18 protein-coding genes are annotated in these 18,725 nt (G+C 69.1%); 7 read left to right on the top strand and 11 right to left on the bottom strand.

Annotation, left to right across the window (positions count from 1 at the left end):
* The first annotated feature begins 6 nt into the window (after positions 1 to 6).
* Both R2APBS1_RS15095 and R2APBS1_RS15100 read left to right on the top strand, forming a co-directional pair.
* Positions 7 to 180, top strand: coding sequence for a hypothetical protein (locus R2APBS1_RS15095; RefSeq protein WP_015448593.1), 174 nt, complete (start codon positions 7 to 9; stop codon positions 178 to 180).
* A 57-nt stretch (positions 181 to 237) separates the two neighbouring features.
* Entirely contained in the window at positions 238 to 648 is a 411-nt protein-coding gene (locus R2APBS1_RS15100; RefSeq protein WP_007511531.1) for an ACT domain-containing protein, read from the top strand.
* Between the two features lie 18 nt (positions 649 to 666).
* Here R2APBS1_RS15100 and R2APBS1_RS15105 read toward each other — a convergent pair whose 3' ends face one another.
* The 5 genes from R2APBS1_RS15105 to R2APBS1_RS15125 form a co-directional block, all read right to left on the bottom strand.
* Entirely contained in the window at positions 667 to 3,165 is a 2,499-nt protein-coding gene (locus tag R2APBS1_RS15105; RefSeq protein WP_015448594.1) for a sensor domain-containing protein, read from the bottom strand.
* Between the two features lie 95 nt (positions 3,166 to 3,260).
* Entirely contained in the window at positions 3,261 to 4,283 is a 1,023-nt protein-coding gene (locus R2APBS1_RS15110; RefSeq protein WP_015448595.1) for a LacI family DNA-binding transcriptional regulator, read from the bottom strand.
* 144 nt (positions 4,284 to 4,427) lie between these two features.
* A complete protein-coding gene (locus R2APBS1_RS15115) occupies positions 4,428 to 5,852 on the bottom strand; it encodes a sugar porter family MFS transporter (RefSeq protein WP_015448596.1) in 1,425 nt (474 codons plus the stop codon).
* A gap of 114 nt (positions 5,853 to 5,966) precedes the next feature.
* Positions 5,967 to 7,796, bottom strand: coding sequence for a DNA helicase RecQ (gene recQ, locus R2APBS1_RS15120; RefSeq protein ID WP_027485004.1), 1,830 nt, complete (start codon positions 7,794 to 7,796; stop codon positions 5,967 to 5,969).
* A 74-nt stretch (positions 7,797 to 7,870) separates the two neighbouring features.
* Positions 7,871 to 8,212, bottom strand: coding sequence for an MGMT family protein (locus R2APBS1_RS15125; RefSeq protein WP_015448598.1), 342 nt, complete (start codon positions 8,210 to 8,212; stop codon positions 7,871 to 7,873).
* A 68-nt stretch (positions 8,213 to 8,280) separates the two neighbouring features.
* On the opposite strand from R2APBS1_RS15125, the gene R2APBS1_RS15130 reads away from it, so the two are divergent.
* The gene (locus R2APBS1_RS15130) at positions 8,281 to 8,685 is read left to right on the top strand and encodes a hypothetical protein (protein ID WP_007511542.1); all 405 of its coding nucleotides are present in this window, start codon (positions 8,281 to 8,283) and stop codon (positions 8,683 to 8,685) included.
* Between the two features lie 8 nt (positions 8,686 to 8,693).
* On the opposite strand, the gene R2APBS1_RS15135 is transcribed toward R2APBS1_RS15130, so the two are convergent.
* Together R2APBS1_RS15135 and R2APBS1_RS15140 are read right to left on the bottom strand one after the other, a co-directional pair.
* Positions 8,694 to 9,806: an inorganic phosphate transporter gene (locus tag R2APBS1_RS15135; RefSeq protein ID WP_007511544.1), complete on the bottom strand. Its 1,113-nt coding sequence runs from the start codon at positions 9,804 to 9,806 to the stop codon at positions 8,694 to 8,696.
* Positions 9,807 to 9,890: 84 nt separating this feature from the next.
* Complete coding sequence (locus R2APBS1_RS15140; protein ID WP_007511546.1) at positions 9,891 to 10,520, bottom strand: DUF47 domain-containing protein; 630 nt, start codon at positions 10,518 to 10,520, stop codon at positions 9,891 to 9,893.
* A gap of 145 nt (positions 10,521 to 10,665) precedes the next feature.
* Here R2APBS1_RS15140 and R2APBS1_RS15145 point away from each other — a divergent pair, with 145 nt between their 5' ends.
* Positions 10,666 to 11,988: a hemolysin family protein gene (locus tag R2APBS1_RS15145; RefSeq protein ID WP_015448599.1), complete on the top strand. Its 1,323-nt coding sequence runs from the start codon at positions 10,666 to 10,668 to the stop codon at positions 11,986 to 11,988.
* Between the two features lie 179 nt (positions 11,989 to 12,167).
* On the opposite strand, the gene R2APBS1_RS15150 is transcribed toward R2APBS1_RS15145, so the two are convergent.
* Positions 12,168 to 12,926 (bottom strand): RNA methyltransferase, encoded by a 759-nt coding sequence (locus tag R2APBS1_RS15150; RefSeq protein WP_015448600.1) that lies wholly within the window; start codon positions 12,924 to 12,926, stop codon positions 12,168 to 12,170.
* Between the two features lie 113 nt (positions 12,927 to 13,039).
* On the opposite strand from R2APBS1_RS15150, the gene R2APBS1_RS15155 reads away from it, so the two are divergent.
* Positions 13,040 to 13,843 carry an inositol monophosphatase family protein gene (locus R2APBS1_RS15155; RefSeq protein WP_007511552.1) on the top strand — a complete coding sequence of 268 codons (804 nt, stop codon included), beginning with the start codon at positions 13,040 to 13,042 and terminating at the stop codon, positions 13,841 to 13,843.
* Positions 13,844 to 13,895: 52 nt separating this feature from the next.
* Here R2APBS1_RS15155 and hda read toward each other — a convergent pair whose 3' ends face one another.
* From hda to R2APBS1_RS15170, 3 genes are all read right to left on the bottom strand, one after another.
* Positions 13,896 to 14,594: a DnaA regulatory inactivator Hda gene (gene hda, locus R2APBS1_RS15160; RefSeq protein WP_015448601.1), complete on the bottom strand. Its 699-nt coding sequence runs from the start codon at positions 14,592 to 14,594 to the stop codon at positions 13,896 to 13,898.
* The gene (locus R2APBS1_RS15165; RefSeq protein WP_015448602.1) at positions 14,591 to 15,760 is read right to left on the bottom strand and encodes an AI-2E family transporter; all 1,170 of its coding nucleotides are present in this window, start codon (positions 15,758 to 15,760) and stop codon (positions 14,591 to 14,593) included. Before R2APBS1_RS15165 ends, hda begins: the two co-directional genes overlap by 4 nt.
* 87 nt (positions 15,761 to 15,847) lie before the next feature.
* Positions 15,848 to 16,828, bottom strand: coding sequence for a DUF2066 domain-containing protein (locus R2APBS1_RS15170; RefSeq protein ID WP_007511557.1), 981 nt, complete (start codon positions 16,826 to 16,828; stop codon positions 15,848 to 15,850).
* Positions 16,829 to 16,995: 167 nt separating this feature from the next.
* Here R2APBS1_RS15170 and purM point away from each other — a divergent pair, with 167 nt between their 5' ends.
* The gene (gene purM, locus R2APBS1_RS15175) at positions 16,996 to 18,024 is read left to right on the top strand and encodes a phosphoribosylformylglycinamidine cyclo-ligase (protein ID WP_015448603.1); all 1,029 of its coding nucleotides are present in this window, start codon (positions 16,996 to 16,998) and stop codon (positions 18,022 to 18,024) included.
* Positions 18,025 to 18,032: 8 nt separating this feature from the next.
* Positions 18,033 to 18,698 (top strand): phosphoribosylglycinamide formyltransferase, encoded by a 666-nt coding sequence (purN, locus tag R2APBS1_RS15180; RefSeq protein WP_015448604.1) that lies wholly within the window; start codon positions 18,033 to 18,035, stop codon positions 18,696 to 18,698.
* The last annotated feature ends 27 nt before the right edge of the window (positions 18,699 to 18,725 follow it).

The following is an 18,725-nucleotide window of genomic DNA, read 5'->3' on the forward strand; positions in this document are numbered from 1 at the left end:
GAAGCCATGCGCCACCTGATCACGTTCGCCATCTTCCTCGCGGCCGTCGCCGCCTATGCCCTTGGCCTCGGCCCGCTGTTCTTCGGCGCCACGCTGGTCGGCAGCGTGCTGGTACTCGCCGGTGTGCTGTTCGAGCTGGCGTTCTGGCTGCGGCTGTTCCGCCGGGCGCCGTCGAAATAGGTCGACGGCGGCGGTTGGCACGCCGATCGATCACGCCTGTTCCAGGGATTCGCTGCCATGAGCCACGCCGTCTCGAACCTCGCCGAACTGCTGCACTCGATGCACCCCGTGCTGAACCGCGGCGTGTATGCGTTCGTCGCGCTGCCCGGCGGCAGCGTGCCGGATCGGCTCGCACCGATCGCCACGTTCCGCGAGCGCGAGGGACTCACCCTGATCGTCGAGGAGCAGCAGGCGAAGGATGCCGGGCTGGCGCTGCTGTTCCGCGCCGCGTGGATCACCCTGAGCGTGCACTCCGACCTGCAGGCCGTCGGCCTGACCGCCGCCGTGGCAACGGCGCTGGCCGAGGCGGGCATCAGCTGCAACGTGGTCGCCGCCGCGCACCACGACCACCTGTTCGTGCCCGTCGAGTCGGCCAGCCACGCGCTCGCCACACTGCGGGCGTTGCAGGAACGTGCCGGCAACGCCTGAGCGAACGCCGCCGATGCGCTACGCGTGCCCGTCGTCGAAGCGCTCCCCGGCCTGCAGCACGGGCAGGGCCGGGCCGAGGTGGTTGCCCTGCAGTTCGTCGCAGCCGGCGGCGGCGAGGAAATCCACCTGTGCCGCGGTCTCCACGCCTTCGGCGGCGACATGCATGTGCAGTTCGTGCGCCACCGCGATGATGGTGCGCACGATCGACGCGTCGGCGGTATTCACCGGCAGGGCACGCACGAAGGCCTGGTCGATCTTCAGCTTGTCGATCGGGAACTGCTTCAGGTACGCCAGGCTGGAATAGCCGGTGCCGAAGTCGTCCAGCGACAGCCTGATGCCCAGCGCCTTCAGCTCGGCCAGCGTGCGCTGCACGCGCCACACGTTTTCCATGAACGAGCTTTCGGTGATCTCGATGTCCAGCATTGCCGGCGGCACGTCGTGCCGTTGCAGCGCCGCGCCAACCTGCGCGACCAGGCCGTGACGCTGCAGTTGCTGCGCCGACACGTTCACCGCGACGGTGAAGCCGCGGTGGCCGCGGTCCAGCCACGCGCGCAATTGCCGGCAGGCCGCATCGAGCACCCACTCGCCGATCTCGGGCATCAGGCCGAGCGCCTCGGCGATCGGGATGAAGCGGGCCGGCGGCACCCGGCCGAGCTGCCGGCTGTTCCAGCGCAGCAGCGCCTCGAAACCGGTCAGCCGGCGGTCGGCGGCACGGTATTGCGGCTGGTAGTGCAGCTCCAGTTCGTCGTGCCGGATCGCATTGCGCAGCTGGTTGCCCATCACCAGGCGGTCTTCCAGGTCGCGCATCTGCTCGACCGAGAACATGGACACGCGGTCGCGCCCCTCCCGCTTGGCCTGGTTCATCGCGGCCTCGGCCCGGCGCAGCAGGTCGTTCGGGTCGGTGCCATGGTCGGGCGAATGACTGATGCCGATGCTGGCGGTCAGCAGCAGGCGGTAATCGCCGCCCTCGAGCGGTTCGGCCACGGCGGCGCGCAGGCGCTCGGCCAGCGCCAGTGCGCCATCGGCCGACAGGCCGGTTGCCGTCACCACGAACTCGTCGCCGGCAAAGCGTGCGACCCGGCCCTGCCCGGCCAGCGCCGCCTGCAGGCGGCCGGCCAGCTGCCGCAGCACATCGTCGCCGGTCAGGTGGCCCACCGATTCGTTGACGCCCTGGAAGCGGTCCAGTCCGATCACCAGCACCCAGACCGGCTCCGTCGAGTCCTTCAACACGTCCCCCACCTCGCGCCCGAGCAGCAAGTGCTGCGGCAGGCCGCTGACCGGATCATGGCTGGAGGCATGCGCCAGCTCGGCCTCGACCCGGCGCCGCTCGGTGATGTCGCGCGCCACCGCATAGAGCAGCCCGTCGGGCGCGGCGAACGAGACCCACTCCAGCAGCCGTTCGCTCCCGTCGCGACAGCGGCAGCGGTTGACGAATTCGTGGACCTGCTCGCCGGAGCGGCCCAGCACCACCATCGGGTCGGAGCCATCGCGGGGTTCTTCCGGCTGCAGGAATTCGCGGTAACTGCGCGAGGTCAGTTCGCTGGCGCCGTAGCCGGTCAGGCGCGGCAACGACGGGTTGAACTGCACCAGCCGCTCAGTATGCGGGTCGAGGATGCAGAAGATTTCCTGCGACATTTCGAAGAAGCGGTGGCGCTCGTGCAGGCGCTCGACCAGGCGCGCGCTTTCGATCGCGATGCCGGTGATCGGCAACATGCGGTCGATGCTGCGCAATTCTTCTTCTCGCGGTTCGCGCGGCTCGCGGAAATACACCGCAAAGGTGCCCAGCACTTCGTGATGGCTGCCGAACACCGGCGTCGACCAGCACGCCTTGAGGCCATGCGCCAGCGCCGGCCCGCGGTAGTTCTCCCAGTACGGGTGGCCGGCGATGTCGGCCACCACCACGCGCTCGCCGCGCCACGCGGCGGTACCGCACGAACCGTGTGCCTCGCCGATCTCCAGCCCATGCAGGGTCCGGCTGTACGCTTCCGGCAAACTCGGCGCGGCGCCGTGCAGCACATGCCGGCCGTCTTCGTCGAGCAGCAGCAGCGAGCACAGCGCGCCGGGGTTCATCGTTTCGTGCAGGCGCGCGATCCGTTCGAGGCTTTCCACCAGCGGCCGCTGCGCCGCGATCCCTTCGAGGATTTCGTGCTGGCCGGCCGCCAGCTGTTCGGCACGCTTGCGCTCGGTGATGTCACGGAAATAGATCGTCAGCCCGTCCGCCGACGGGTAGATGCGGTTCTCGAACCAGCGGTTGTACGGCGGATAGAACGCCTCGATCTGCTGCGGGCATTGCTCCGCCATGGCCTTTTCGTAGGCGCGGTGGAACGGCTGCCCGACGCCCTCCGGAAACTCGGTCCAGATGTGCCGGCCGATCAGCTCCTCCGCGCGGCGCCCGAACAGCTCGCAGGCCGTCGCATTCAGGTAGGTGTAGCGCCAGTCCCGATCCAGCGCCACGCAGGCGTCGGTGACCCGCTCGAATACCTGATGAAAGTCCAGCTCCAGCCGTGGTTGGTCCATGGTGCGAACACCCCTTCACGCAAGTGGCTCTGAACAGGCTCCGAGCAGATTAGGCGATCGTGCGTGAAGGCGGTAGTGGCGCCGCGCTAAAGACCTCAGCGCAGGCTGGAACGCCGCACCACCAGCTTCACCGGCAGCACCTCGCTGTCCACCGGTCCGCCGCGGATCAGCCCGAGCAGGCTGTCCACCAGCACCTCGCCGGCCTGCTTGGTGTCCTGCAGCACGGTGGTCAGCGGCGGGTTGACGAAGCTGGCCATGGGGATGTCGTCGAAGCCGGCCAGCGCCACGTCCTGCGGCACGCGCAGGCCGTGGTCGCTGAGCGCGCGCATGGCGCCGATCGCGATCAGGTCGCTGGCGGCGAATACCGCGTCGAAGCCGGCCTCGCGCAGGATCAGGCTGCGCATCGCCTCGTAGCCGGAGCGCTCGGTGCTCTCGGCGTTTTCCTGCAGCGCCGGGTCCACCGCCACGCCGGCCTGCTGCAAGGCGTCGACGTAGCCGCGGTAGCGGCCGAAGAACTCCGGATAGTGGCTGGACGCGTCGCCGAGGAAGGCGATGCGGCGGCAGCCGCGTTCCAGCAGGTGCCCGGCCACCGCCTGGCCGCCGCGGAAGTTGTCGCAGCCGATCGACACGCCGGGCTGGTCCGCCAGCACCGCGCCCCAGCGCACGAAGCGGGTGCCTTGGGCGACCAGTTTTTCCAGCTTGTCGGTATAGGCCAGGTAGTCGCCGTAGCCGAGCAGGATCAGGCCGTCGGCCTTCTTGCTGTCGGCGAAGTCGGCGTGCCAGTCGTGCGAGAACTGCTGGAACGAGATCAGCAGGTCGTAGCCCTGCAGCGCGCAGGCACGGGTGATCGAGCCCAGCATCGACAGGAAGAACGGGTTGATGTGCGACTCGTCGGCGGTGGGGTCCTCGAAGAACAGCAGCGCCAGCGTGCCGGAATGCATCCGGCGCAGGTTGGAGGCGTTCTTGTCGACCTTGTAGTTGAGCTGTTCGGCGGCGGCCTGGATGCGCCGCCGGGTTTCCTCATTGACCAGCGGGCTGCCGCGCAGCGCGCGCGACACCGTGGCCTGGGATACCCCGGCCAGGTGGGCAATGTCGATCGATGTGGCTTTTGCCTTCATCCGCAGCGCGACCCGCAAGCTTTTGCGACGACGCCATGCCGTCCGTGCCAAATCCTAGCCGGTTTGCACGCCGCTTGTCGTAAACCGCCTGCCGCTGATCGAGGCAGGTGCATGTCGCCACCGACGCTGGCCGAGAGACGATCCTCATGCGCGCATGTCCTCCAGCTCGATGCCCTTGGTCTCGCGCACGCCGGCCAGCACGAACAGCAGCGACAGCAGCGCGAAGCCGGCGTACAGGCCGTAGGCGAAGCTGAGGCCCAGCTCGGCCAGCGCGGGGAACGTGCTGGTGATCGCGAAGTTCGCCAGCCACTGCGCGGCCGCGGCCACCGCCAATGCGGTGGCGCGGATCCGGTTCGGAAACATCTCGCCCAGCAGCACCCATACCACCGGGCCCCAGCTCACCCCGAAGAACACCACGTAGGCGTTCGCCGCGACCAGCGCCACCATGCCGGTGGCGCCGGGCAGGCTCAGCGTGGCGCCGCTGCCGGTAGCCTGCGAGAAGCACCACGCCATCAGCCCCAGGGTGATCGCCATGCCGGCCGAGCCGACCACCAGCAGCGGCTTGCGCCCGATCTTGTCGACCAGCGCGATCGCCACCAGGGTCACCAGCACGTTGACGATCGAGGTGACCACGGTGATGGTGAACGAGTCGGCCTCGCTGAAACCCACCGAATGCCACAGCGTGGACGAGTAGTAGAAGATCACGTTGATGCCCACGAACTGCTGGAACACCGACAGCAGGATGCCGATCCACACCACCGGCAGCAGCCCGGCGGTCTTGCCGCACAGGTCGCGCAGGCGCGGCCGGTGTTCCGAGCGCAGGCTGTCCTCGATGTCGCGCAGCTTGTTGTCCAGCGCTGTCTCGCTGTGCATGTTCAACACCTTGCGCAGCACCACGCGGGCCTCGTCGAGGCGGCCCTTGGCGACCAGGTGCCGCGGCGACTCCGGCACGCCCAGCACCAGGGTGCCGTAGACCAGCGCCGGCAGCGTCGCCACCAGGAACATCCAGCGCCACGCCGCCAGCCCGAACCACAACGGCTGCGCCGCGCCGCCGGCCACGCCGGCCAGCCACGCATCGCTGAGCAGCGCGGCGAAGATGCCCAGCACGATCGCCAGTTGCTGCATCGAGCCGAGCCGGCCGCGAATGTGCGCGGGCGAGACTTCGGCAATGTAGGTGGGCGCGATCACCGAGGCCACGCCCACGCCGATGCCGCCGACCAGCCGCCACAGGATCAGGTCCCACACCGCGGTCACCAGCCCCGAACCCAGCGCACTGGCGACCAGCAGCACCGCGGCCACCTGCATCGTGCGCACGCGGCCGAAGCGGTTCGCCAGCATGCCGGCGTACCAGGCGCCCAGCGCCGAGCCGAGCAGCGCGCAGGACACCGCGAAGCCGATCTGCGCCGCGTCCAGCGCGAAGCCGCCGCGGACCGCGTCGACCGCGCCGTTGATCACCGCCGTATCGAAACCGAACAGGAATCCGCCCAGCGCCGCCGCCGCCGAGATCAGCACCACCCGCGCGGTGGCTCGCTGGCCCAGCCCGTCGCCCGTCATGTCCATCGTGCTCATCGCGTCTCCCCAACGTCATGGCATCAAGATGCGCCCGAGTCTGCACTGCGGATCCCGACCGTGTCCGATTGAATACGTATGCAGTCGCCCGCGGGCAAGCCGATGGCGCCGAGCCTATGCCGGCGCGTTGATCACGGCCAGGAAATCGCTGCCATAGCGCTTGAGCTTGGCCTCGCCGACACCGCTGATGGTGGCCAGCTCGTCTTCGTTGGCCGGCATGGCGCGCAGCATCGCCAGCAAGGTGGCGTCGTGGAACACCACGTACGGCGGCACGCCCTGCTGCTTCGCCAGTTGCGTGCGCAGCGCGCGCAGCGCATCCCACAGCTCCTGCTCGTAGGCCTCGATGCCAAGGCTGCCGCCGCTGCCTTTATCCGACGTGACCAGCTTGCTGTCGCGCCGGCGCCGGCTGGCGCGTTCGGGGCGGGCATCCTCGCGCAGCTTCAGCTGGCGGCCGCCGCTGAGCACGCTGCGGCTGGCGGCGGTCAGGCGCAAGGTGCCGTAGCCTTCGGCGTCCGCTTCCAGCAGGCCGGCGGCGAGCAGCTGGCGGAACACCGAGCGCCACTGCTTCTCGTCGAGATCGGCGCCGACGCCGAAGGTGCTGAGCCGGTGGTGGTCGAGGGCGAGCACGCGCTCGGTTTCCTCGCCGCGCAGCACGTCGATCACGTGGCCGGAGCCGTAGCGCTGGCCGGTGCGGTACACCGCCGACAACGCCTTCTGTGCCGGCACCGTAGCGTCCCAGGTCTTCGGCGGCGCGAGGCAGTTGTCGCAATGACCGCAGGGGCCGGGATAGACCTCGCCGAACGCGCCCAGCAGCAGCTGGCGGCGACAACCGGTGGCCTCGGCGTAGGCCAGCAGCGACTCCAGCTTCTGCCGCTCCACCCGCTTGCGCTCGTCGGCCGATTCGGACTGCGCGATCATCTGGCTCATCGTCACCACGTCGGACAGGCCGTAGATCATCCACGCCTCGGCCGGCAGCCCGTCGCGGCCGGCGCGACCGGTCTCCTGGTAATAGCCCTCGATGCTGCGCGGCAGGTCCAGGTGCGCCACGAAGCGCACGTCCGGCTTGTCGATGCCCATGCCGAAGGCGACGGTGGCGACCATCACCACGCCGTCCTCGCGCAGGAAGCGCTGCTGGTTCTTCGCGCGCGTCGCCGCGTCCAGCCCGGCGTGGTACGGCAGCGCCTCGACGCCCGATTCGGCCAGCCATGCGGCGGTGTCGTCCACCTTGCGCCGGCTGAGACAGTAGACGATGCCGGATTCGCCCTGATGGCCCTGCAGGAATTCGGTGAGCTGGCGCTTCGCGTTGTGGCGCAGGCCGACCCGGTAGCCGATGTTCGGACGGTCGAAACTGGACACGAACTGCCGGGCGTGCTGCAGCGACAGCCGCTCGACGATCTCCTCGCGCGTGCGCGGGTCGGCAGTGGCGGTGAGCGCGATGCGCGGCGCGTGCGGGAAACGCTGGTGCAGGATCGCCAGCTCGCGGTATTCCGGGCGGAAATCGTGGCCCCACTGCGATACGCAGTGCGCCTCGTCGATCGCGAACAGCGCCACCTCGATGCTTTCCAGCAGGCCCAGGAAACGCGGCGTGAGCAGCCGCTCCGGCGCGACATAGAGCAGGTTCAGTTCGCCGGCCAGCAGCTGGCGCTCGACCTCGCGCTGCGCTTCCGCGCTCAGGCTGGAGTTGAGATAGGCCGCGGCCACGCCCGCCTCGCGCAGCGCGTCGACCTGGTCCTGCATCAGCGCGATCAGCGGCGACACCACGATGCCGGTGCCCTGGCGCAGCAACGCGGGGATCTGGTAGCACAGCGACTTGCCGCCACCGGTCGGCATCAGCACCAGCGCGTCACCGCCTTCGCCGAGGTGCTCGACCACGGCCTGTTGCTGGCCGCGGAAACTGGGGTAACCGAAAACGCTTTGCAGCAGGTCGAGGGCGGAGGCTTTCATCGACTGCATGGTAACAAACCGGCCCGGCCCGGCCGCCGGAAATGGCGGCGGCGGCACGTCGGCGCCGCCACCGCTCAGGCGTCCGGCATGCCCCACAAGGCGTGATCGAGATTGCCGTCCAGGCCGAAGCGCGACAGCGGCACGCGGCCGTTCTTCACCTCCACGCCTTCGGCGCGCAGCCGGCGCGACTGCTCGCGGAAACCGCGGCTGCCCGGCGGCATCGCGATGTGCCCGCTGGAACGCAGCACGCGATACCACGGCAGTTCCATGCCGTCGGGTACCTCGCCGAGCAGCCGACCGACCAGCCGCGCGCGCCCCGGCAGCCCCGCGCGGGCGGCGATCGCACCGTAACTGGCGACGCGGCCACGCGGAATCGCGGCGATGGCGGCGTAGATACGGGCGGCGGCCTCATTCATGGTTCACGCGACGCTAGCGGGGATCCGTGGCAGAGTAGCTTCCGACCCTCGCCGACGGAAGCCGCCGCATGCGCCATTTCGAAGCCGTGCGTTCCCATCTCGGCAGCCTGCACGAGCTGCGCCAGAACGATCCCTACCTGATCAGCTTCGACCTGAAACTGGCGCCGGATCGCTACCAGGGCATCTACCTGGCCGAACTGGAGGACGAGGCGGGGCTGCGTTACCTGCGCGTATCCACCCCGATCGGCCCGCTCGCCGGCACCGATCCCATCCGCTGCCTGCGCTTCAACTGGCAGCAGCGCACCGGCTTCCTCGCGGTGGCCGACCTGGACGGCTCGCCCTACCTGCACCTGTGCGAAAACCGTCCCTACGAATTCCTCGACCGTGCCGAGTTGCAGCGCGTGGTACGCGAACTGGGCGTGCTCGGCGATCAGCTGGAGCGACTCATCAGCGTTGGCGACGACGCGCTGTAAGAACCCGATCAGGCCACCAGGCGGAACACCAGCACCAGCCCATAGGCCAGCAGCGCGGTGACCGGCAGGGTCAGGATCCACGCCCACACCATGCGCTCGACCACCGACCAGCGGATCGAGTTGAAGCGTTTGGCCGCGCCCACGCCCATGATCGAGGCGGACACGTTGTGGGTGGTCGACACCGGGATGCCGAACGCCGAGGCGGCGAGGATGACCGCCGCCGAGCTGGTCTCGGCGGCGAAGCCGTTGATCGGGTGCAGCTTGACCATCTTGTGGCCGAGCGTCTTGATGATGCGCCAGCCGCCGCCGGCGGTGCCGGCGGCCATGGTCAGCGCAGAAACCACCTTCACCCATACCGGGATCTCGAAGCCACCGGCCGGGTTGCCATCGATGCGCAGGAAACCCAGCCACGCCGGCAGGTGATCGAACTGGTGCGCGGTGGTGGCGCCGGCCAGCGCCAGCGCGATGATGCCCATGCTCTTTTGCGCGTCGTTCATGCCGTGCGCCACGCCCATCGCGCTGGCCGAGACGATCTGCGCCTTGCCGAAGAAGAAATTGACGAACGGGGTGCGCCCGAACCGGCGCGACCAGCCATGCCGGTTCGCGAACCAGGCCAGCAGTGCATACAGCGAGCCCATCAGGATGAAACTGATGATGAAGCCGGCCAGCGGCGACAGCACCATCGGGATGACCACTTTCGGGATCACGCCGTGGCCTTTCAGCCAGCTGCCCTCCACCCAGATCACCGAGGCGAAGTTGTTGTCCGAGGCGGCCAGCGCCGCGCCCACCAGCGAACCGACCAGTGCGTGGCTGGAACTGGACGGCAGGCCCAGCCACCAGGTGATCAGGTTCCACACGATCGCCCCCAGCAGCGCGCAGATCAGCAGCTGCGAGCTCATCTCGACCACCCCGGCGTTGATCAGCCCGGAGGCGATCGTGGCCGCCACCGCGGTGCCCAGGAACGCGCCGACCAGGTTGGTGCCCGCCGCCATCAGCACCGCCTGGCCCGGGGTGAGCACCTTGGTCGCCACCACCGTGGCGATCGAATTGGCGGTGTCGTGGAAACCGTTGATGTAGGTGAAGACCAGCGCGATCACCACTACCGCGATGACGATGCTCATGCGCGGCCCCCGGCCATGGACGGGCGGCGGACGCGCGGCGCCGGGGCCGGGCAGTGCGGAATGCGCAGGGTCACGGGCCCGGCCTCAGGAGTTCTTCAGCACGATCGAATAGACGATGTTGCCGACGTCGCGGCACTTGTCGATGGCCTTCTCGATCAGCTCGAACAGGTCCTTGGCCAGCATTGCCCGCATCACGTCGCCGCCCTCGACGTACAGCGTGCGGTACGGCGCCAACAGCATGCGGTCGCCTTCCGATTCCAGTGCCTGCAGGCGGTCTTGCAGCTTCTTCACCGGGTCGATGCGCAGGCCGCGGCGCAGCTCGCCGATCATCTCGACCACCACCTCGCTGGAACGCTGCAGCACCAGCGTGCGCTGGGTGAAATCCACTCCGGCCAGGCGGTCGGCCACGATCTCGTAGCGCTCGGCGAACTTCTCGATGGTCTTGGGAATCTTGTACAGCGCCGAATTCAGCGCCTCGATGTCCTCGCGGTCCAGCGCGGTGACGAAGGTGTTCACCAGCTCCTCGCTGATCTGCGCGGCCAGCGTCTTCTCGCGCGCGCGGGTGGCGGTGAAGGCCGCCATCACGGGGCCGCGGTCGGGCTGGGTCAGCAGTTCGTGCAGGGCCTTGGCGCTTTCGCTGACGGTGGCGGCGCTCTGTTCGAGCAGGCCATAGAACTTGTCGCCTTTGCCGAAAATCGTCTGCAATGAAAACATGCGGGCCATGCCTGAGGGAACGGGATGACGGGAATGTTACAGGACCGTCGTGCTGCCCTGCATCAATGCCCGGCCCTGCCGGGGTGATGCGAAAGCCCCGCAACCCTTACACTGCGCCCATGCACCCTCCTCCATCATCACCGCGATGCTGACCGAAATCGCGCTCGTCCTCGTGCTGACTCTGTTCAACGGCTTCTTCGCCCTGTCGGAGATGGCGCTGGTGGCCTCGCGCAAGAGCCGCCTCAAGCAGATGGCCCGGAACAGCCGCAAGGCCGCCTCGGCCTTGCGGCACGCCGAGGCGCCGGAGCACTTCCTGTCCACCGTGCAGGTCGGCATCACCCTGGTGACGCTGATCACCGGTGCGGTCGCCGGCGACGCGCTGGGCGAGCACATCGCTGCCACCTTGCGGGGCGAACAGCTGGCGTGGCTGTTGCCGTACTCGCGGATCATTGGCATCGTGCTGGGCTTCGTGCTGATCTCCTTCATCCAGATCGTGATCGGTGAACTGGTGCCCAAGCGGCTGGCGCTGGCGGCACCGGAAAAGGTGTCGTCGTACGTGGCGATCCCGATGCTGCTGCTGTCGCGGCTGACCGCGCCGTTCGTGTGGCTGTTGAACGCGTCGAGCAACCTGCTGCTGCGCCTGCTGCGGGTCACCCGGCAAGGCAGCGCCGTGGTCACCGAGGAGGAGATCCGGCTGCTGGTCGCCGAGAGCGCCGAACAGGGCGTGCTCGACCCGGACGAACACAACATGGTCAACCGCGTGCTGCGCCTGGGCGACCGCACGGTCGACAGCGTGATGACCCCGCGCATGCGCATCGCCTGGCTGGACATCGCCGCGACCCGCGAGGAGAACATCGAGGTGCTGCGCGCAACCCCGTACTCGTGCTACCCGGTGTATCGCGGCGACGAGAGCGAGGTGGTCGGTGTGGTCGAGGTGAAGCGCCTGCTGCACAGCTTCGCCGAAGGCACGCCGGAACTGTTCGGCCACCTGGCCAAGCCGCTGTTCGTGCCGGCCACTGCGCGCGCGCTGGATCTGCTGGAGGAGTTCCGCGATGCCGAGACGCCGCTGGCGCTGGTGGTCGACGAGTACGGCGACATCGAGGGCGTGGTCACCGTCAACGACCTGCTGGCGGCCGTGGTCGGTGCCAGCCAGATCGGCCATGCCGGCAGCAACGAGGCCAGCCCGATCATGCGGCGCGCCGACGGCAGCTGGCTGATCGACGGCAGCCTGTCCACCGACGACCTGCGCGAATTGCTGCAGATCGGCGAGCTTCCGGGCGAGGAGGAACACGGCTACCGCACCGCCGCCGGCATGGTGATGACCGCCCTCGGCCACGTGCCGCAGACCGGCGAGATGTTCGCCTGGCACGGCATCCGCTTCGAGGTGGTCGACCTCGACGGCGCCCGCATCGACAAGCTGCTGGTCACCCCGGCGCCGTCGCTGGAACCGTCCGACGACGAGCAGTAGCTGGACATTGCCCGCTGCTGCGCAGGGAAGGGGCAAGGTAGCGCGTGCCCTGCGGGTTCGGTCCCTCCCCCTGCTTGCAGGGGGAGGTCAGGAGGGGGTCAAGCTCCTCGCTCTGCCTTGGCGAAGAGCACCCCACCCCAACCCTCCCCTGCTACGCAGGGGGAGGGAGCAAAAGCCGGCTACTTGTGCTTCGCCAGCCCCGCCATCCGCTGCGCATCGGCGAGGATGCCGTGCAGCACGCGCAGCTCGCGCGCGTCCGGCTGCGCGCGCTGGAACAGCTTGCGCAGGCGCAACATGATCGTGGTCGGCTCGCGCCCCTTGTGGAAGTCGATGTCGTCCAGCGTCTGCGCCAGGTGGCGGTAGAACTGTTCCATCTGCACCGCGTCGGCAGGCGGCTCGTCATGCTCCGGCGGTGGCGCCGGCGATTCGTCGCCGAGCATCGCCACGCGCAGCTCATAGGCCATCACCTGCACCGCCTGCGACAGGTTGAGCGAGCTGAAGTCGTCCACGCTGGGAATCCGCACCATCGCGTGGCAGCGCGCCAGCTCCTCGTTCTCCAGCCCGGTGCGCTCGTTGCCGAACACCAGCGCCACCTGCTCGCCGCGGGCCGCCGCAGCCAGCACCTGCTGCACCGCCTCGCGCGGGGAGATCTCCGGCAGGTTCACGCCGCGCCGGCGCGCCGACAGGCCCAGCGCCAGGCTGCTGCCAGCCAGGCCGTCCACCAGGTCGGCGTGGATGCCGGCGTTGGCCAGCACGTCGTCCGCGCCGGCGGCCAGCGCATTCGCCTCCGGATCGGGAAAACGATACGGGCTGACCAGCTCCAGCCGGGTGAAACCCATCGTGCGGATCGCCCGCGCCGCGCTGCCGATATTGCCCGGATGCGAGGTGCGCACCAGCACGTAGCAGATGCGGTCGGCGAGCTGCGGAAGATCGGTCATGCGAAGGACGGCCTGGCGACAGGGATCGACAAGGATAGTGGACGCGGGGCGGTCCGCACCCGCCTCTGCTAGAATCGCCGGCCGCAACCCCGCTCTCTTCCAAAGTCGAAACCATGGCCAGACCACACGTCACGATCGCGGCGCGCGCCGCGCGTTCTGCAGGCAATGTGATCCTGCGCTACATGAACCGCATCGACGGCCTCAATATCGTCGAGAAGCAGCAGATGGACTTCGTCTCCGAAGTCGACAAGCTGGCCGAGGCGGAAATCATCAAGGAACTGCGCCGCGCCTACCCCGACCACGCGATCCTCGCCGAGGAAAGCGGCGCGACCGGCAAGGGACCGCTGACCTGGGTGATCGACCCGCTGGATGGCACCCACAACTACCTGCGCGGCATCCCGCACTTCAGCGTGTCGATCGCGCTGCTGGAAAAGGGCGTGCCGATCCACGCCGTGGTGTTCGACCCGCTGCGCGACGAGCTGTACACCGCCAGCAAGGGCGATGGCGCCTACCTCAACGACCGCCGCATGCGCGTCAGCAAGCGCGAGAACCTGGGCGGCGCAATGATCGCCACCGGCTTCCCGTTCCGCCAGCGAGGGCACCTTGCCGCGCAGCTGGACATGACCCGCGCCATCCTCGGCCAGGCCGAGGACATCCGCCGCTCCGGCTCCGCCGCGCTGGACCTGGCCTACGTCGCCGCCGGCCGCTACGACGGCTACTTCGAGATCGGGCTGAAGCCGTGGGACATGGCTGCCGGCGTGCTGCTGGTGCATGAAGCCGGCGGCCGCTACTGCGACTTCGCCGGCCGCGACGGCATCCCCGAAAGCGGCAACCTCGTCGCCGGCAATCTCAACGTGGCGAAGGCGATGGTCGACGCGATCGGGCAGCAGGCGACGCCGGGGCTGCTCAAGGCCTGAACGGTGCGCCCGCTCGAAACGCAAGAAGGCGCCTGCGGGCGCCTTCGTCCTTTCAGGATGCCGCCTCGCGCAGGAACCCGCGCAGGAACGGAATGGTGATCCGCCGTTGCGCCGCCAGCGAGGCCACGTCCAGCTTGTCGAGCAGGTCGAGCAGCGCGCCGAGATCACGCGCGTAGCGGGCGAACAGCCAGTCCAGCACGCCGTCGTCCAGTTCGATGCCGCGCGCGACGGCCTGCGCCTTCAGCACGGCGCGGCGCTCGGCGTCGTCCAGCGGTTTCAGCGCGAACTGGGTGCAGGCGCCGAGTCGCGAGCGCAGGTCAGGCAATTCGATGCCGAGCTGGGCCGGTGCGGTATCGGCGGCGAACAGCAGCGCGCTGCCTTCGGCTTTCGCGCGGTTGTAGAGGTCGAACAGCGCGTGCTCGGCTTCGCGCTTGCCGGCGATCGCGCCGAGGTCGTCCAACGCCAGCAGTTCGCTGCCGGCGACGCCGCGCAGGGCAGCGGCATGATCGGACAGGGTAGCCAGCGGCAGATACTGCACGCACCGTCCCGCCGCGCTGGCCGCCTGGCAGGCGGCCATCAGCAGGTGGCTGCGGCCACTGCCGCCGGCACCGTGCAGGTAGATCCATGGTGCACTGGGCTCGAGTGCCAGTGCCTGCACCGCGACCAGTGCGGCGGCATTGGCGCCGGCGTGGAAATATTCGAAACGCTGGCGGCGCGGCCAGCGCAAGGCCAGCGGCAGCTGCGGAATCATGGTTCGGCCCGGTCGTCCTGCGGCGGCTCGACCGTGGCCTCGACCCCGCCATCGCGACGCGCGGCAACCTCCACCTCGGCGACCACCGGGTCTTCCGGCCCTGCCTCGTTGTACAGCTCGCTCATGCGGTAGCGTTCGATCAGGTAGCGCAGCAGCACCATGATCACCGACGCGGCCGGCAGCGCCAGCAGCACGCCGAGGAAGCCGAACAGGTAGCCCCCGGCCAGCACCGCGAAGATCACCGCGACCGGGTGCAGGCCGATCTTGTCGCCGACCAGCTTGGGTACCAGCACGTAGCCTTCCAGCAGCTGGCCGACCGCAAACACGCCGCAAACCAGCAGCACGTGGGTCCAGTCGCCGTACTGCACCAGCGCGGCGATGATCGCCGCGACGAAGCCGATGATGAAGCCCAGGTACGGCACGAAGCTGAGCAGGCCGGCGACCATGCCGATCAGCAGCCCCACCGACAGGCCGACCAGGCCCAGCCCGGCGCCATAGAACACGCCCAGTGCCAGCATCACCAGCAGCTGGCCGCGCACGAACGCGCCCAGGATCTTGTCCGATTCGCTGGCCAGATGCGCGATGGTGGGCTGGATCGAGCGCGGCAGCATGCCGTCGACCTTCGCCACCAGCCGGTCCCAGTCGCGCAGCAGGTAGAACGCCACCACCGGGATCAGCACCAGGTTGGTCAGCCACATCGCGATGCCCAGGCCGCCGCGCGACACCTTGCCCAGCACCGCGGTGGCGACGCCGCCGATCGAGCCAATGTGCGCCTTGATCGCGGTCAGCAGGCGGTCGCTGTCGAAGGTGTGCGGGTCCAGGTGCAGGCGCGCCTGCAGCCATGGCCACACGGTGTTCTGCGCCCAGTCGCCGTAGCGCGGCAGGTTGCTGACCAGATTCTCGACCTGGCGCGCGATCAGCGGGATCAGCAGCAGCAGCACACCAACCACCGCGACCATGATCACCACGAACACGATGGTGGCCGCCCACATCCGGTTCAGCCCGAGCCGCTCCAGCCGGTCGGCCAGCGGATCGCCCAGGTAGGCCAGCATGGCGGCCACCGCGAACGGCATCAGCACCGGCGCCAGCAGCCAGACCAGGTAAACGATGACCGCGGTGATGGCGAACAGCTGCCAGCGACGCGAGATGTCCTTGTCGTGATTCACGCGGCACGCCCCAGCCAGGATTGGTTATGCGTTACTTGAATAGTCCGCACAGGGATGTACGGGGTTTTGCGAGGGACTCGCATCCAGTCACCTCAGCCAGCGCAGGTTCGCATCCGCGCCCGGATGCGGCTCGCCCTGCAGCAGCAGGTGGCCGCTGGCGGCAAGGTTCGCGGCCAGCGCGCTGATCGGCGCGGACGCCTTGACGTACAGCAGCACGCCGTCGTTCTGCGCGCCCAGGGTCTGCACCAGCTTCACCGACGGATCGTCCTCAAGGGTCGCCACCAGGTTCGCGTAATCCATCGCCGAGTCCAGCCCGCTGACCCACAGCTTGCCCTCGCTGGGGCCCGCGCCGATCACATTGAGTTGCCTGCCGAGGCGATCGACCAGGCCGTTGCCGGCGTCGCCGAGCAGCGCCGCGTCGCTCGCGCCCTGGCCGCTCCAGCGTTGCGCCTGGCCGCCCGAAATCAGCGTCCAGTCGGCGCCACCCTCGCGCAGCTTGCCGAGCAGCACCAGGCCGGTGTGGTATTGCCGGTTGACCGCCATCAGCGCAGCCGGGTCGGCGGCGGCCACCTTGGCCGGATCGGGCACGTTGCCGTCAGGGTAGACCACGTTGGTGCCGCGCGCGCCGGCGGTCGCGGCCAGGCTGGCCAGCGCCGACTGGTCGAGCAGGCGGCCGTCGCTGCCCCGCACCAGCAGCAGCACCGGCGGCTTGATGCCGGCGCTCTGCACGCCCAGCTTCGACACCAACCGGCGCACCGAGCCCGGCTCGAACTCCACCTCCAGCACCAGCCCGGTCGCGGCACGCTGGTACTGGAATTTCTGCACCATCGAGGCCGCCTTGCCCAGCGCGTCGCCGTAGCCGGCGTTGCCGCGCAGGTCCTGGCCGCCGGCGACCCGCGTCAGCACCTGGCCCAGCGCGGTGGCGAACGCCTGGTCGCGCTGCGCGTCGCTGGTGTCGGCGACCGGCACGACCACCGCATACGGCGAGCTGGCAACCTGCGCGTGCGCGGCGGGCAACGTGGCAAAGACCAGCAGCAGGGTGACGATCAACAGACGGAACAGGCGCATGGCGTGGGTATCTTCTGGGGAAAGCTCGCCGGCAGTCTGCCCAATCGCGCCCCCTCCCGTCCATCGCGGTCGCCGCCGGGGCCACCGTGCCCGGCCGGCAGCGGCGCCACAAGCTGGTAAACTTGCGCGTTTCACCCACGCCGCAGATCCTGATCAAGGTCCTCGCCATGTCTGACGCCCTCACCTACCGCGCCGCCGGCGTCGATATCGACGCCGGCAATGCGCTGGTCGAACGCATCAAGCCGCTGGTCAAGCGCACTTTCCGCCCGGAGGTGATGGGCGGGCTGGGCGGTTTCGGCGGCCTCTTCGACCTGAGCGGCCGCTACCAGGAACCGGTGCTGGTCTCCGGCACCGACGGCGTGGGTACCAAGCTCAAGCTGGCGCAGACGCTGAACCGCCACGACACGATCGGCATCGACCTGGTCGGCATGTGCGTCAACGACGTGCTGGTGCAAGGCGCCGAGCCGCTGTTCTTCCTCGACTACTTCGCCACCGGCAAGCTGGACGTGGATACCGCAGTCGCCGTGGTCGGCGGCATCGCGAAAGGTTGCGAACTGGCGGGCTGTGCACTGATCGGCGGCGAGACTGCCGAGATGCCCGACATGTATCCTCCGGGCGAATACGACCTGGCCGGCTTCACCGTCGGGGCGGTGGAGAAGTCGCAGATGCTCAGCGGTGAAGGGATCGTCGCCGGTGACGTGATCCTCGGCGTGGCCTCATCCGGCCCGCACTCGAACGGTTATTCGCTGGTCCGCAAGATTCTCGAACGCGCCGGCAACCCGTTGGATCTCGATCTCGGTGGCATCAAGCTGGCCGACGCGCTGATGGCACCGACCACGATCTACGTGAAGTCGATGCTTGAACTCCTGAAGTCGGCCCCGGTGCACGGCATGGCCCATATCACCGGCGGCGGCCTGAAGGAGAACATCATCCGCGTGGTGCCGGACGGCCTCGGCATCGCACTGGATGCCGGCAGCATCGTGCTGCCGCCGGTGTTCGACTGGCTGATGCGCGAGGGCAACGTGGCGCGCGAGGAAATGTGGCGCACGTTCAACTGCGGCGTCGGCTTCACCGTGATCCTGCCGCGCGACGCGGTGGCCGGTGCCTCCGCGCTGCTGGCCAAGCACGGCCTGGCCAGCTCGGTGATCGGCGACATCGTGTCCGCATCGGGCGACCAACGCGTGCATATCGGCTGATCCGTTCCGTGTCGACCACGCCAGCCAAAGTCGCCGTGCTCGCCTCCGGCCGCGGCAGCAACCTCGCCGCGCTGCTGGAGGCGCAGGCGCGCGGCGAACTGCCGGTCGAGTTCGTGCTGGTCGGCAGCGACAAGGCCGGCGCCGGCGCGCTGCGGCTGGCCGAGGCAGCGAACATCCCGACCCTGGCACTGGACCCGCGCAGCCACGCGGACCGTCGCGCGTTCGACCAGGAACTGCTCCGGCGCGTCGCCGCCAGCGGCGCCGACTGGCTGGTGCTGGCCGGCTTCATGCGCGTCCTCGACGGCGCGGCGCTGAAGCCGTGGATCGGGCGCATCATCAACATCCATCCCTCGCTGCTGCCGAAATACCGCGGCCTGCACACCCATCGGCGCGCGCTGGAGGCGGGCGACGCCGAGCACGGCGCCAGCGTGCATTTCGTCACCGCCGAGCTGGATGGTGGTCCGGTCATCGCGCAGGCGTACCTGCCGATCGAAGCCGGCGATGACGAAGACCGACTGGCGCAGCGCCTGCTGCCGCTGGAACACCGGCTGCTGCCGGCCGTGCTCGGCCTGCTGGCCAGCGGGCGCCTGCAATGGGACGGTCGGGCGGCGCGCTTCGACGGCCGGCCACTGGCCGCACCGCTGCGCCTGGGCGACGACGGACTGCGGCCTTAGAGCCGGTTCAGCCCGCTCTGGGCAGAC

Origin of the sequence: Rhodanobacter denitrificans (assembly GCF_000230695.2) — a bacterium.
In the GTDB taxonomy this organism is placed as follows: domain Bacteria; phylum Pseudomonadota; class Gammaproteobacteria; order Xanthomonadales; family Rhodanobacteraceae; genus Rhodanobacter; species Rhodanobacter denitrificans.

Excerpts from the sequence above, each read along its gene's own strand:
- R2APBS1_RS15095 (WP_015448593.1), top strand. The coding sequence starts at position 7 with ATGCGCCACCTGATCACGTTCGCCATCTTCCTCGCGGCCGTCGCCGCC.
- R2APBS1_RS15100 (WP_007511531.1), top strand. The coding sequence starts at position 238 with ATGAGCCACGCCGTCTCGAACCTCGCCGAACTGCTGCACTCGATGCAC.
- R2APBS1_RS15105 (WP_015448594.1), bottom strand. The coding sequence starts at position 3,165 with ATGGACCAACCACGGCTGGAGCTGGACTTTCATCAGGTATTCGAGCGG.
- R2APBS1_RS15110 (WP_015448595.1), bottom strand. The coding sequence starts at position 4,283 with ATGAAGGCAAAAGCCACATCGATCGACATTGCCCACCTGGCCGGGGTA.
- R2APBS1_RS15115 (WP_015448596.1), bottom strand. The coding sequence starts at position 5,852 with ATGAGCACGATGGACATGACGGGCGACGGGCTGGGCCAGCGAGCCACC.
- recQ (WP_027485004.1), bottom strand. The coding sequence starts at position 7,796 with ATGAAAGCCTCCGCCCTCGACCTGCTGCAAAGCGTTTTCGGTTACCCC.
- R2APBS1_RS15125 (WP_015448598.1), bottom strand. The coding sequence starts at position 8,212 with ATGAATGAGGCCGCCGCCCGTATCTACGCCGCCATCGCCGCGATTCCG.
- R2APBS1_RS15130 (WP_007511542.1), top strand. The coding sequence starts at position 8,281 with ATGCGCCATTTCGAAGCCGTGCGTTCCCATCTCGGCAGCCTGCACGAG.
- R2APBS1_RS15135 (WP_007511544.1), bottom strand. The coding sequence starts at position 9,806 with ATGAGCATCGTCATCGCGGTAGTGGTGATCGCGCTGGTCTTCACCTAC.
- R2APBS1_RS15140 (WP_007511546.1), bottom strand. The coding sequence starts at position 10,520 with ATGTTTTCATTGCAGACGATTTTCGGCAAAGGCGACAAGTTCTATGGC.
- R2APBS1_RS15145 (WP_015448599.1), top strand. The coding sequence starts at position 10,666 with ATGCTGACCGAAATCGCGCTCGTCCTCGTGCTGACTCTGTTCAACGGC.
- R2APBS1_RS15150 (WP_015448600.1), bottom strand. The coding sequence starts at position 12,926 with ATGACCGATCTTCCGCAGCTCGCCGACCGCATCTGCTACGTGCTGGTG.
- R2APBS1_RS15155 (WP_007511552.1), top strand. The coding sequence starts at position 13,040 with ATGGCCAGACCACACGTCACGATCGCGGCGCGCGCCGCGCGTTCTGCA.
- hda (WP_015448601.1), bottom strand. The coding sequence starts at position 14,594 with ATGATTCCGCAGCTGCCGCTGGCCTTGCGCTGGCCGCGCCGCCAGCGT.
- R2APBS1_RS15170 (WP_007511557.1), bottom strand. The coding sequence starts at position 16,828 with ATGCGCCTGTTCCGTCTGTTGATCGTCACCCTGCTGCTGGTCTTTGCC.
- purM (WP_015448603.1), top strand. The coding sequence starts at position 16,996 with ATGTCTGACGCCCTCACCTACCGCGCCGCCGGCGTCGATATCGACGCC.